The 14,001-nt window shown below is 31.6% G+C and carries 11 protein-coding genes; 9 read left to right on the forward strand and 2 right to left on the reverse strand.

The annotated features are described in order from the left end of the window. Positions 1 to 8 precede the first annotated feature (8 nt). The 3 genes from gap (at position 9) to AB3G33_RS10895 (ending at position 2,386) form a co-directional block, all read left to right on the forward strand. Positions 9 to 1,013: a type I glyceraldehyde-3-phosphate dehydrogenase gene (gap, locus tag AB3G33_RS10885; RefSeq protein ID WP_367769269.1), complete on the forward strand. Its 1,005-nt coding sequence runs from the start codon at positions 9 to 11 to the stop codon at positions 1,011 to 1,013. 134 nt (positions 1,014 to 1,147) lie between these two features. Continuing rightward, entirely contained in the window at positions 1,148 to 1,999 is an 852-nt protein-coding gene (locus AB3G33_RS10890; RefSeq protein WP_367769272.1) for an N-acetylglucosamine kinase, read from the forward strand. A 12-nt stretch (positions 2,000 to 2,011) separates the two neighbouring features. Further along, positions 2,012 to 2,386, forward strand: a complete 375-nt coding sequence (locus AB3G33_RS10895; RefSeq protein ID WP_367769275.1) for a methylglyoxal synthase — start codon at positions 2,012 to 2,014, stop codon at positions 2,384 to 2,386. 144 nt (positions 2,387 to 2,530) lie between these two features. Here AB3G33_RS10895 and AB3G33_RS10900 read toward each other — a convergent pair whose 3' ends face one another. Both AB3G33_RS10900 and AB3G33_RS10905 read right to left on the reverse strand, forming a co-directional pair. Continuing rightward, on the reverse strand, positions 2,531 to 2,911 hold the full coding sequence (locus AB3G33_RS10900; RefSeq protein ID WP_367769278.1) for a RidA family protein: 381 nt from the start codon (positions 2,909 to 2,911) through the stop codon (positions 2,531 to 2,533). A 116-nt stretch (positions 2,912 to 3,027) separates the two neighbouring features. Beyond that, positions 3,028 to 5,778, reverse strand: a complete 2,751-nt coding sequence (locus AB3G33_RS10905; RefSeq protein ID WP_367769281.1) for a putative LPS assembly protein LptD — start codon at positions 5,776 to 5,778, stop codon at positions 3,028 to 3,030. 82 nt (positions 5,779 to 5,860) lie between these two features. On the opposite strand from AB3G33_RS10905, the gene AB3G33_RS10910 reads away from it, so the two are divergent. From AB3G33_RS10910 to AB3G33_RS10935, 6 genes are all read left to right on the forward strand, one after another. Further along, positions 5,861 to 7,024 carry an N-acetylmuramoyl-L-alanine amidase gene (locus tag AB3G33_RS10910; protein ID WP_367769283.1) on the forward strand — a complete coding sequence of 388 codons (1,164 nt, stop codon included), beginning with the start codon at positions 5,861 to 5,863 and terminating at the stop codon, positions 7,022 to 7,024. A 48-nt stretch (positions 7,025 to 7,072) separates the two neighbouring features. After that, positions 7,073 to 8,032: an MlaD family protein gene (locus AB3G33_RS10915; RefSeq protein ID WP_367769286.1), complete on the forward strand. Its 960-nt coding sequence runs from the start codon at positions 7,073 to 7,075 to the stop codon at positions 8,030 to 8,032. 11 nt (positions 8,033 to 8,043) lie between these two features. Then, the gene (locus AB3G33_RS10920; RefSeq protein ID WP_367769288.1) at positions 8,044 to 9,381 is read left to right on the forward strand and encodes a 4Fe-4S dicluster domain-containing protein; all 1,338 of its coding nucleotides are present in this window, start codon (positions 8,044 to 8,046) and stop codon (positions 9,379 to 9,381) included. 87 nt (positions 9,382 to 9,468) lie between these two features. Beyond that, positions 9,469 to 10,260: a (Fe-S)-binding protein gene (locus tag AB3G33_RS10925; RefSeq protein ID WP_367752597.1), complete on the forward strand. Its 792-nt coding sequence runs from the start codon at positions 9,469 to 9,471 to the stop codon at positions 10,258 to 10,260. 173 nt (positions 10,261 to 10,433) lie between these two features. After that, positions 10,434 to 10,916 carry an ABC transporter ATPase gene (locus AB3G33_RS10930; protein WP_367769291.1) on the forward strand — a complete coding sequence of 161 codons (483 nt, stop codon included), beginning with the start codon at positions 10,434 to 10,436 and terminating at the stop codon, positions 10,914 to 10,916. Positions 10,917 to 10,931: 15 nt separating this feature from the next. Continuing rightward, entirely contained in the window at positions 10,932 to 13,925 is a 2,994-nt protein-coding gene (locus AB3G33_RS10935; RefSeq protein WP_367769294.1) for a glycoside hydrolase family 3 N-terminal domain-containing protein, read from the forward strand. Positions 13,926 to 14,001: the final 76 nt, after the last annotated feature.

Below are 14,001 nucleotides of genomic sequence, written 5' to 3' on the forward strand. Positions count from 1 at the left end.
ATAAAGAAATGTCAAAAGTAAAATTAGGAATAAACGGTTTTGGTAGAATTGGAAGAATTGTTTTTAGAGAATCTTTCAATAGAGACAATGTAGAAGTAGTAGCAATAAATGATTTATTAGATGTAGATCACTTAGCTTACTTATTAAAATACGATTCAGTTCACGGACGTTTTAATGGAACAGTTGAAGTAAAAGAAGGAAAACTTTTTGTAAACGGAAAAAACATTCGTATTACTGCTGAAAGAAATCCTGCTGACTTGAAATGGAATGAAGTTGATGTTGATGTAGTTGCTGAATGTACTGGTTTCTTTACTACTGTTGAAACTGCAAATGAGCACATTAAAGGTGGAGCAAAAAAAGTAATTATTTCAGCTCCTTCGGCTGATGCACCTATGTTTGTAATGGGAGTTAATCATACTGAAGCTAAAGCTTCTGATTTGATTGTTTCTAATGCATCTTGTACTACTAACTGTTTAGCTCCTTTAGCTAAAGTTATTAATGATAATTTTGGAATTGTTGAAGCTTTAATGACTACAGTTCATGCTACAACTTCAACTCAAATGACAACTGATGGTCCTTCTAGAAAAGACTGGAGAGGTGGACGTGCTGCATCATGTAACATCATTCCTTCTTCTACAGGAGCTGCTAAAGCAGTAGGTAAAGTTATTCCTGAATTGAATGGAAAATTAACTGGTATGGCTTTCCGTGTTCCTACTACAGATGTTTCTGCAGTAGATTTAACAGTAAAAGTTGCTAAAGAGACTTCTTACGAAGAAATCATGGCTGTGTTGAAAAATGCTTCTGAAACTACTATGAAAGGTGTTTTAGGATTTACTGAAGACTTAGTTGTTTCACAAGATTTCGTTGGTGATTCTAGAACTTCTATCATTGATGCTAATGCTGGAATTGGATTAAACTCTACTTTCTTCAAAATCATTTCTTGGTATGATAACGAATATGGTTATTCAAGTAAATTGATTGATTTATCTGTACATATTTCTGGATTGAAATAATCTTTTATATATTTATAAATCCCGTTATTGTATTTTAACGGGATTTTTATTTTTTATTCTTATATTGTATCGGTTTATAGTAAATCAATTTTATATTAAACCAAAAGCAAAACCAAAACCCAAAAACTAAAAAAATGAGATTAATTGTTGATAGTGGATCTACGAAAGCCGATTGGATTGCGATAGATGATGATGGAAAAATATTATTTACTACACAAACTTTAGGATTAAATCCTGAAATACTTGAAAATGATGAAATTATTGAGCGATTAAACGATCGTTTTGATATTTTGCAAAACAAAAAAAACGCAACTCATTTATTCTTTTATGGAGCTGGTTGTGGAACTGATAGAATGAAATTGACTTTGTCTCAAGCTTTTCAAAGTTATTTTCCAAATGCTATTATTACAGTTGAAGAAGATACTTATGCCGCTGTATATGCCACTACTCCAAAAAATCAAAAAGCAATTGTTGCTATTCTAGGTACTGGATCAAACTGTAGTTATTTTGATGGTAAAGAATTGCATCAAAAGGTACAGTCATTGGGTTATATTGTCATGGATGATTGTAGTGGAAATGTTTTTGGTAAAGAATTAATCAGAAAATATTACTTTAATAAAATGCCAAAGGAATTAGCAGAAGCATTTGAAAAAGAATACAATGTAGATCCTGACTTTATCAAAAGTAAATTATATAAAGAAGCAAATCCAAATGCCTATTTAGCCACTTTTGCTAAGTTTTTAATTCAGCATAAAGAGAGTGAATTATGTAAAAAGATAATCATGAAAGGGATGAAGTCTTTTGTGAAAAATTACATAAGACAATATGATAATTGTAAAGAAGTTCCTGTTCATTTTGTGGGGTCAATTGCTTTTTATTTAAAAGAAGAATTACAACAAACTTTTGATAAATATGAATTGCAACTAGGTAATGTACTTAGAAGACCTATTGATGGATTGATTGCTTATCATATTGCAAATAAATAAAGAAGGCTATCGATGGAAATTGCAATTATTGCCCATGATGGAAAAAAAGTAGATATGGTTCAGTTTTTGAATAAAAATATCGACATTTTAAAAAATGAAAAAATTAAGCTTATTGCTACTGGAACAACTGGTGGCAAAGCGGAGAATGCAGGATTTAAAGTAAAAAAGATGCTTTCAGGACCTATGGGAGGTGATGCTCAAATTGCAGCAAGAGTTGCTGAAGGTAAAACTAAATTAGTTTTATTTTTTAAAGATCCCTTAGCAAGTCATGCTCATGAAGTAGACATTAATATGTTACTTCGAGTTTGTGACGTACACAATGTGCCTATCGCAACAAATGAAGCTTCAGCACAATTGTTGTTAAATGCAATTATAATGCAATTATAAAACTTATATATACTATATTTATTAAACCGTTTTCTTTTGAGACGGTTTTTTTTATTGATTTTGCTCCTGTTTCTATTAGAAATAAAAATGTCCCAACTTATAGTGGGACATTTTTAATTTTATAAAGGGTTTAGATTTTATAAACTATAGTATTGCAATCATTGAAATCTCTACATTTACATTCTTAGGTAAACAAGCTACTTGAACCGTTTCACGAGCTGGGGCTGTTTTTTCATTAAAATAAGTGGCATAGACTGAATTTATTTTGGCGAAATCATTCATGTCCATAATAAATATAGTTGTTTTCACTACATTTTCAAATGTCATTCCTGCTTCGTCAAGAACCGCTTTCATATTTTCCATAACTTGTTTCGTTTCAGTTTGGATGTTCTCTGTATTTAACTCACCCGTTTTTGGATCAATAGCTATTTGTCCAGAAGTATATAGTGTGTTTCCTTTTAATACGGCTTGATTGTATGGTCCAATTGGAGCCGGAGCTTTATCTGTAAAAATTATTTTTTTCATAATATATTGTTCTTAATGATTATTTTTTTGAATTAAAGCTTCGGTTGGAAGATAATTATTATTCGTATTTAATAGGAATATTAATTCTCAAGCGTTCATTTGCCTTCTTTCTTAATCTAACGGTTGATAGTGCTTCGTTTATTCCATTTAATATCACTTAAAACACCAGATTTTATACCTATAAAAAATCCCCAGTTCGCATTAGTCCCAAAAGGAGTCCAGTTGAAATCCATTCTCCAGCTTAGTAAATCTCGTTCAAATCTTAGTTGTGTAAAGGTAACTCCATTTTGAACAAAATCATATCCAGTTGATATTCCCGCTTTCCATTTTGGTGTCAAGTCGGCATTTGCTGAAATCATAATAGAGTTTCCAATGATTTGCTTTTCTCTATTGTTATTTCCATAGGTTAAGGAGTAGGCAAAAGTCATGTCCCAAGGTAATTTGGATCTAAAAAATTCAGATATTTTATCATCGCCTTCTTCTTCACTGCCGTCAAATTGACTTTTAGTATTGTCATTTACAATGGTGTTTTTTCCAAAAAGATCATCTTCTCGGCCACCATTTCTTTCGCTTTGGGTATTTTTATCTTTCTTAGTTTTGTCTTTTTCTTTACTTGAAATCGAATAATTTAATGTCATATTGGCACTAGTCATTCTAAATAAACTTCCTCCATTGTTAATGTTAAAAGTGTTTATTCTTGTTCCTGAATTATTAATGGCATAGGGGTCTAAAGTGGTACCAAAATTAACATTCATTTTATTATTTAAAAGCTGGGTTCCACCACTTAATCTAAAAGGAGCTAATGCTAGTGTATTGACTCCGTCAGCATCAAGATTGTAACTTGTTGAGATGTTTAAATTGTTAAGTAGCATCACTTTCTTTGCTTCTACCTTGGTACTGTCTTTATCGGTCACTTTTGCTTCAAAAGTATTGCTCAAATCAAAACCTAGTATATTTGAATTACTTAAACCTGGAGACCCAAAAATACCTCCTTCAAATCGAGTGTACTGTTTTGTAATTGTTCCAGTAGCATCAGAGGCATAGGTATCATAATATTTTTCAAAACTAGGGGTATATGCATAAGAAACTGAGGGTCTCATGACATGTCTAATCGATTGTATCTTTTTATCTTTACCAAAGTTAAAAGTTCCATAAATTGTAGTTCCTACGCTGGATGAAAAAGAATAGGTTCTATACGCATCAAAACCATTCACAATTTTATCAACCACTTTACTTTGGTCTGAATCATAGCTGCGGCTAATTGTTTTTGCATACCATACTTCTTCGTAGTTTAATGAAGTGGAAGCGCTAAAATATTTAAACAGTTTAAAATTAGTGCTTAAAGGAATACTGTGTTGTACTCCCATTTTTGCATCTTTAAACATTTGAGGTTTAAAAAAAAGCGAATCCGTTGTTGTAATACTATTTCGACCATTCAAGTTATATTGCAAATTGATGTTCTTAAAAAAACCTTTTTTTACTCCATCTTTCCCCACAAAAGGATAAATACGATCTACGCTTAGTTGAAGTGTAGGTAGTGTCATGTTTATAACTTCAGTCTGTGTATTTTGAGAATGAGTTGCTGATAGTGACATTCTTACCTGTGGGACAGAATTAAATGTTTTAGAATACGAAACAGATGAACTTAAAGTGTTGTTAAGATTAGATCCAATATTAGCTTGATTAATAGATTGTTGAAAATATTTGCTGCTTCCAAGATTGACAGAAGCTGAAAAACTGGAGTTAGGATTTGCTTTTGAATCTCTTGAATGTGACCATTGTATATTATAGATCTTTTGTTTAGCATAATCTGGATAGCCTCTTTCGCTAGAGATTAAGTTTTCATACCTAAAATTTAGATTTCCTCGGTAACTATATCGTTTTGCATAGGAGGACTCAAATCGCAAACCGTAACTTCCATTGGTGTAATAATCACCCAATACTGTTAAGTCGTAATTATTACTTAGTGCAAAATAATATCCCCCATTTTGTAATGAAAAACCTCTAGTATTGGAGTCATTGTAACTGGGTAATATTAGTCCCGAAATATTTGTTTCTTTGCTCATTGGAAAATAAGCAAATGGTAATGCGATGGGAGTAGGTACATTAGCGATTACCATATTAGTTAAACCAGTTATTACTTTTTTTCCAGGGATAAATTTTACTTTATTTGTTTGAAAATAATATTCAGGATTATCTACATCTTTTGAAGTGGTAAACCGAGCGCCTTTTAAAAAATAGACAGAATCATTTTCTTTTTTAGTTATCGAGGCTTTTATTTTAAACTCACCTTGGTCGGATCTGGAGTTCCATATTAAGGCTTTTTTAGTTTTGAAATTAAAACGAATAGAATCAGGCTCTACCTCATTAGACCCTTGTTTAAAATGAGGGTATTGCGTGTACTTTCCCGTTGAATCTTTAATTCTTCCGGCATAGACTTCATTTTTTTCATAATCCATAATAATTATACCCGAGGTTAATTCGACATCTTGATAGTATAATTCGGCTTTATCATATAAAGTTATTAGTTTTTTCTTTTGGTCAATTTTGGCATATTTTTCAGCCTTATATTTTACTTTTCCGTCAAGAAATGCTTTTTTTGGTTTTAAAGTGTCAATTCTAATTAAAGTGTCAGTCTCTTTTTTTTGTTCTAAAAGAGTTTGATTCGATTTTGTACTAACAGAAGAGGACGTATCTACTTGCTTCTTAGCAGGTATAGCGCTCGTTTTTTTTGAAATATCTTGCGAATACAGATGATTGCATCCGATTGTAAGGAAAAATGATAATAAAACGATATTAAATAAGTTTGTCTGCAAAGGTTTTAATGCTATTTTTGTAAAATTATGGCCTGTTTTTTGAAGTGTCAAACTTACAGATTATTTTTTGTCAAAAATAATCAAATAAAAAAAATTATAACCGTAGTCTTTCATATAAATTAACTTTAGATTTATGCATATATTTTATAAGATGAAAATCATTATTCCTTTTTTACTATTTATAGTCACTTTTACAGGCTATGGCCAATCAAACATTTTTAAAGTAACCCTAGATGCCGGACATGGAGATCATGATTTTGGTGCCGTTTATAATGGGCATGTTGAAAAAAATATTGCTTTAGCGGTAGTACTAAAAGTTGGAAAGTTATTAGAAGCTAATTCAAAGGTGGATGTAACGTACACTAGAAAGACTGATGTTTTTATAGATTTGGTCGAAAGAGCCAATATCGCCAATAGAGCTGATGCTAATATTTTTGTTTCTATTCATTGTAATGCCAATAGAAATACTGCAGCAGATGGTACAGAGACCTATGTAATGGGTATGAATAAAATCGCATCTAATTTAGAGGCGGCTAAGAAGGAAAACTCGGTTATTACTTTAGAGAAGGATTATAAACGAAAATATGAAGGATTTGATCCAAATTCTCCCGAAACAATGATTGGAATGACCTTAATGCAAGAAGAGTATTTAGATAATAGTATTACTCTTGCAAGTAAAATTGAAGAAGCATTTGGTGGTTTAGGAAAAAGAATTAGAGGTGGTGGTGTAAAGCAAGCTCCTTTTATGGTACTTCATAAAGCGTATATGCCAAGAGTGTTAATAGAGATGGGATTTATCTCTAATTTTACTGAAGGAAATTTATTAGATTCAGAGGATGGTCAAAATGAAATTGCCAAAGCTATTGCAAGTGCAATTATGAGTTATAAAAATGAGTATTATGGCAATGGTTCAACTGAAACCTATGAAGCAAGACCATCACAAAGGAGCATCGATAAGCCAGCTAAGGACACTGCTACTCCCGTTAAAACTAAAGTTGTTTTAGAATCTGTGGAGTTAAAAAAAACTGCCTCCAGCCGAAATAATGAAATTCTTTTTAAAGTTCAAATTTCAGCAAGTAGTAGAAAATTAGATTTGGAACCTAGAAATTTTAGAGGATTAAAAAATATATCTTTAGACTATGAAAATAGAGTTTATAAATACATGTACGGTGAAACGTCTGATTATAATGAATCTAAAAGTTTATTAGAAGAAGCTAAAGCAAAGGGTTATGAATCGGCTTTTTTAATAGCATTTAAAAATGGTGAAAAAATCAGCATTCAAGAAGCTATTAAATAACTATAAGTTCGAATTTTTTATATTAAATTTGTACAAAATACTTACATTTTGAAATTAACAAGAGAAATCAAGACAGCAATTTTAGTAATTGCTTCAATATTATTATTTATTTGGGGTTATAGTTTCTTAAAAGGGAGAGATCTTTTTACGAGTTATAAAACATTATATGTCGAATACCAATCAGTAGAAGGGTTAGCTAAATCAGCTCCAGTCACCTTAAATGGTTTAGTAATTGGTAAAGTAAACAGCATTACGATAAATGAAAATACAGGAAACTTATTAGTAGAATTACAAATCAAATCGGATTTTCCTATTTCTAAATCCAGTGTTGCCTCTATCTATGAACCAGGGTTAATTGCGGGCAAACAAATAGCAATTGAACCTAATTTTAAGGATAAGACCATTGCTCTTTCTGGTGAAAAGTTAACAGGGAATATTAAACTTGGACTTACTGATAAAGTAAGTGACCAGCTTGTCCCTCTCCAGGATAAATTAGAAAAAATAATGGATAATGCTGATAAGCTAATCAGTGGTGTCAATAACGTTTTAGATAAAAAAGCCCAAGATGATTTAAAGATTAGTTTAGCTGAATTAAGCAAAACAATGGAGCAATTTCATAAAGCATCTATCAGCATGAATACCATCTTGGATGATAATAAAACTCAAATAAAAGGAGTCGTTACCAATTTCAATAAAATTTCGGGAGATTTTTCTAAAATATCAGATTCATTGAATAAAGCTGATTTAGGAAAAACGGTTAAAAACCTTAATGCGACATTAGCAAAAGTGGATGGTATTATGGACGGAATAAAATCTGGAAAAGGGACAATGGGTAAATTAGTAACCGATGATGCTTTGTATTCTAATTTAGCAAAAACATCTAAAGAGTTAGAGCTATTGCTACAAGATGTTAGACTTTATCCTACTAGGTATGTAAATGTTTCTCTTTTTGGGAAGAAGAACAAGCCTTATAAGGCTCCAGTTGCAGATACAATTTCAAAAAAATAAAACAACTATTTATGAGTTATTTAGACAATATATTATTTGCTATTGTTTTGATTATCGGTTTTGGTTATTTTTTTAATAATATTAAAAAAATAATTAGGAACATTAATCTTGGTATTGATGTAGATAGAAAAGATAATCCTAGCTCTCGTTGGAAAAACATGGCAATGATAGCTCTTGGTCAATCTAAAATGGTCAAAAGACCCATTGCTGGTGCGCTTCATATTGTTGTTTATTTGGGATTCATAATAATCAATATTGAGCTTGTAGAAATAATTATTGACGGTTTATTTGGTACTCATAGAATATTTGCCTTTTTAGGAACTGCTTATAATGTTTTAATTGGTTCTTTTGAAATATTGGCATTTTTGGTTTTGGTTGCAGTTACTGTTTTTTGGATCAGAAGAAACATTGTGAGATTAAAACGATTCATGAATCCTGAAATGAAAGGATTTCCAAAAAGTGATGCAAATTACATCCTCTATTTCGAAATGGTATTGATGACCTTATTCCTTTTGATGAATGCTTCTGATCTGCATTTGCAAAATGTACCAGGAGGTTTCTCTCATTTTATTCAAGCGGGTTCGTTTCCAATAAGTCAATTCATTGAGCCTTTGTTTAATGGTATGTCAAATGAATTTGTGATGTTGTTGACTGAAATATTCTGGTGGCTACATATAGTAGGTATTTTAGTATTTATGAACTATTTGTATTTTTCAAAACACTTACACATACTATTAGCTTTCCCAAACACCTATTTTGCAAATTTAAAACCATTGGGACAATTTGATAATTTAGAAGCAGTTACTACAGAAGTAAAAATGATGATGGATCCTAATGCTGATCCATTTGCAGCAGCGCCAGCTCCAGTAGAAGGAGAATTGCCAGCTAAATTTGGAGCAAGCGATATTCAGGATTTAAACTGGGTACAATTGTTAAACGCCTATACCTGTACAGAATGTGGCCGTTGTACATCATCTTGTCCAGCAAATCAAACAGGGAAGAAATTATCTCCTCGTAAGATCATGATGGATACTAGAGATAGAATGGAAGAAGTAGGTAAAAATATTGATGCAAACAAAGGTGTTTTTATTCCGGATAATAAAACATTATTAAACGATTATATTACACCTGAGGAATTGTGGGCTTGTACATCTTGTAATGCATGTGTTGAAGAATGTCCAGTTAATATAAGTCCTCTTTCGATTATTATGGATATGCGTCGTTATTTAGTTATGGAGCAAAGTGCAGCACCAATGCCACTAAATGCAATGATGACAAATATTGAAAATAATGGGGCACCATGGCAGTTTAATCAACAAGATAGATTGAATTGGAAAAATGAAGATTAATATTTTAAGGTACTTTGTTAATAGCTTTTACTACTTTAAAATTATAAGATAACCGGTTAGTTTGAAAACTGAATAAAATAACACAAAATGTCAGAAAATTTAATAGTGCCAACTATGGCAGAGATGCTTGCTCAAGGAAAACAGCCAGAAGTGTTGTTTTGGGTAGGTTGCGCAGGAAGTTTTGATGATAGAGCAAAAAAAATTACTAAAGCATTTGTTCGAATTTTAAATCGTGCTAATGTACCTTTTGCTGTACTTGGTACAGAAGAAAGTTGCACAGGAGATCCTGCAAAAAGAGCAGGAAATGAATTTTTGTTTCAAATGCAGGCCATGATGAACATTGAAGTTTTGAATGGATATGAGGCAAAGAAAATAGTGACCGCCTGTCCGCATTGTTTTAATACTTTGAAAAATGAATACCCTGAATTAGGAGGTAAATACGAAGTAATTCACCATACTGAGTTTTTAAAATCATTATTAGATACTGGTAGACTGACTATTGAAGGAGGACAGTTTAAAGGAAAGAAAATTACTTTTCATGACCCGTGTTATTTAGGAAGAGCAAATAATGTGTATGAAGCTCCAAGAGATTTAATTTCAAAATTGGATGCTGAATTAGTTGAAATGAAACGTTCAAAAGTAAATGGACTTTGTTGTGGTGCTGGTGGTGCTCAAATGTTTAAAGATGCTGAACCTGGTAATAAGGAAGTAAATGTTTTAAGAACTGAAGATGCATTGGAAGTGCAACCAAACATTATTGCTACTGGATGTCCTTTTTGTAATACAATGATGACTGATGGTATTAAAAACAAAGAAAAAGAAGCTGATGTTAAAGTAATGGACATAGCGGAATTAATTGCAAATGCGCAAGATCTATAAGAGAGCATCATCATTATTAGTTTGTAGTTTTATTTTATTCTAGTTTAATACTATGAATTCCAAACTAGATTAGCTGTTTGCAAAAATGCTTTTTAATAATATTAATTATACTATAAAACGAGATTAGTTTTCATTCAGAAATCTAAAATCGTTTTTCTAAAATCATAAATCATATGTACGTACCATTTGAAAATTTACCCGAAGAATCCAGAATTTGGATTTACCAATCGAATAGAAAATTTTCGGATGCCGAGTTTTCCGAAATCGAAGTTGCTTTAAATACTTTTCTTGAAGGTTGGGCAGCACATGGAACTAGTTTAGAATCTTCGTACCAATTAAAATACAATAGATTTATTATTATTGCTGTGAATCAGGATGTTCAGGCGGCAACAGGATGTTCAATCGATTCATCAGTTGAATTTATTCAAAGTTTGGAGCAAAAATATTCAGTAGATTTATTGGATAAAATGAATGTTACTTTTAAACTAGGAGAACATATTGCTCATAAGCCATTAATAGATTTCAAAAAAATGGTTAAAGATAAAGCTGTTACTGAAAACACTATTGTTTTTAATAATTTAGTGAACAATATCGAGGAATATAATGAATCATGGGAAGTTCCAGCTTTAGACAGTTGGCACAGTCGATTTTTCTAAAATAAAAATACTTTAATGAAAAATATAGGCATCAGAAATTCTTTTCTTTATGTCTTATTTTTTTTTGTAGCCAGTTGTATTGGTACAAAAAATAATAAGCCGAAAGTCGTTTTTTCTCATATTCCAACAGAGGTTAGTGATTTTAAAATTGATAAATCCAAAGAAGAGACCTCCCTTTTTAAGTTGTCTCGTGATGGGAATAAATGGGTTGACAGTATATATAGCGGGCTCTCATTTGATGAAAAATTAGGGCAGTTATTTATGGTAGCGGCTTATTCAAATAAAGATGCTGCTCATGAAAATGCGATTGATAAACTAATTACAGAAAACAAAATTGGAGGATTAATATTCTTTCAAGGCGGTCCTGTTCGTCAAGCAAAATTGACCAATCGGTATCAGTCTAAATCCAAAACACCTTTATTTATAGGAAATGATGCGGAGTGGGGTTTAAGTATGCGACTGGATTCTACCTATAGTTATCCTTATAATATGACTTTGGGTGCTGTTCAGGATATTAAGTTGATTGAAAAAATGGGTGAACAAATTGGGGATCAAAGTAAAAGATTGGGACTTCAGTTCAACTTTGCTCCAGTACTTGACATCAATACCAATCCCAATAATCCTATTATTGGATTTCGTTCTTTTGGAGAAGATAAATACAATGTCACCGAAAGAGCTATTGCACTCATGAAAGGGTTTCAAAGTAAAGGAATATTTGCAACAGGAAAACATTTTCCAGGTCATGGTGATACGGAAACAGATTCTCATAAAGGGTTACCTACTGTGAATTTTTCAAAAGAAAGACTCGAAATCATGGAGTTTTGGCCTTATAAAAAAGCTTTTGAAGAAGGATTGTCTTCTGTTATGGTGGCACATCTAAATGTTCCAAGTTTAGAATCAAGACCCAATTATCCATCTTCGATTTCCTATAATGTTGTAACTAATGTTCTTCAAAAAGAATTAGGATTTAAAGGTCTAATTTTTACTGATGCACTGAATATGAAAGCAGTGAGCAATTATAAAAAGCCAGGTGAAGTGGATTTAGATGCTTTTTTGGCTGGAAATGATATTTTATTATTTCCTGAAGATGTTCCAGTGGCTTTAGAAACATTAAAAAAAGCGTATCAGGATTCTTTGTTTACCGCAGAAAGATTGGATTTCTCGGTTAAGAAAATTTTAAAATTTAAATATTTGGCAGGCTTGAATTCATATAAGCCTATTGAGATTTCAAATTTGTACCAAGATCTTAATTCGTCAAAAAATGATGCATTGCAATATGAATTGTATGAAAATGCAATTACAGTTTTAAAAAATGAAACATCTATTTTGCCTATTAAGAATTTAGAAAATCAAAAGATTGCGTATGTAAAAATGGGTGATGCTACAAACAGTACTTTTGTTTCAACATTAAAAAAATATACAGAGGTTACTGAGATTACGGATACCAACATAGATAGTTTGCAATCTAAATTAAAACAGTTTAATACCGTAATTATAGGATATCATAAATCGGATGCTGCTTTTAAGAACCATGATTTTAAACCATCGGAATTAGTAAAATTGGCTTCATTGGCCAAAAATAATAATGTAATTCTGGATGTTTTTGCATCTCCATATTCATTAATTCCTGTGACCGATTTTAATGATTTTAAAGGGATTATAGTTTCCTATCAAAACAGTGCAATTGCACAAGAAGTTTCGGCTGAATTGATTTTTGGTGCCATAAGCGCTAAAGGAAAATTGCCAGTTTCAATTTCTAATAGTTTTAATGCCAATTTTGGTTTAACTACTGAAAAATTAAATGTATTAGGTTTCACTGCTCCTGAAAACGTGGGAATGAACCCTTTAGTTTTAGCAAAAATTGACAACCTAGCACGCAAAGCAATAAATGGTAAAATGACGCCTGGATTACAGATTTTGGTGGCTAGAAAAGGGAAAGTAATTTATCAAAAATCATTTGGAAGTCCAACCTATGATTCTGCTGTAAAAGTTACTAATTCAGATGTTTACGATGTGGCTTCATTGACCAAAATACTATCTACATTGCCCAATGTGATGGTACAATACGATCAGCAGAAGATAAACATGGAAACTAGATTGGATTCGATGTTGCCTATTTTTAAAAACTCAAATAAAGCTGATATTCATTTTAAAGAGTTATTATCCCATTATGCTAGATTGCAACCTTGGATTCCTTTTTATAAGGCTACAATTGATAAAAATGGAAATCCATTGGATAAATATTACAAGAAAGTTCAGGAACCTAATTTTGCTGTAAAAATTGCTGACAGCCTGTTTTTAAGATCGGATTATAATGATACGATTATGAAATTGATTGTTGACAGTAAATTATTATCCCAAAAAAAATACAAATACAGTGATTTTACGTTTATGATTTTGAAGGAATATTTGGAAAAAGCAACAGGAAAAAAATTAGATGTTCTAAGTACGGAGAATTTTTATAAACCACTGGGTACTAATAATACGATGTACAATCCGCTTGGAAAAATCAATAAAAATAGAATAATACCAACAGAAATTGATACGTATTTCCGTCATCAAATAATCCAAGGTTATGTTCATGATATGGGAGCAGCTATGGAAGGTGGCGTTGGAGGCCATGCTGGTATTTTTTCAAATAGTATGGATGTTGCCAAAATAATGCAGTTGTACCTTCAAAAAGGGAATTATGGCAATCATCAATATTTTTCTGAAAAGACATTTAATGACTTTAACACCTGCTATTTTTGTTCTGAAGGGAATAGGAGGGGAGTAGGGTTTGATAAACCACAACTAGGAACTAGCGGTCCAACTTGTGGTTGTGCTTCGATGACTAGTTTTGGACATACAGGATTTACGGGAACAATGGCTTGGGCTGATCCCGAAACTGATATCGTTTATATCTTTTTATCGAATAGGACATTTCCAGCTGAATCAGCCAATAAATTATCAAAAGAAAATATACGCGAAGACATTCAAGAATTAATATATCAGGCTATTGAAAATTGATTATTATAATTAAATTATTTTTTATTAATTAGGAATCATTAGTAGCATTTTTTGATTAAAAACAGAATGGCATCGC

It is taken from the genome of Flavobacterium sp. WC2421 (assembly GCF_040822115.1).
Taxonomy (GTDB): domain Bacteria; phylum Bacteroidota; class Bacteroidia; order Flavobacteriales; family Flavobacteriaceae; genus Flavobacterium.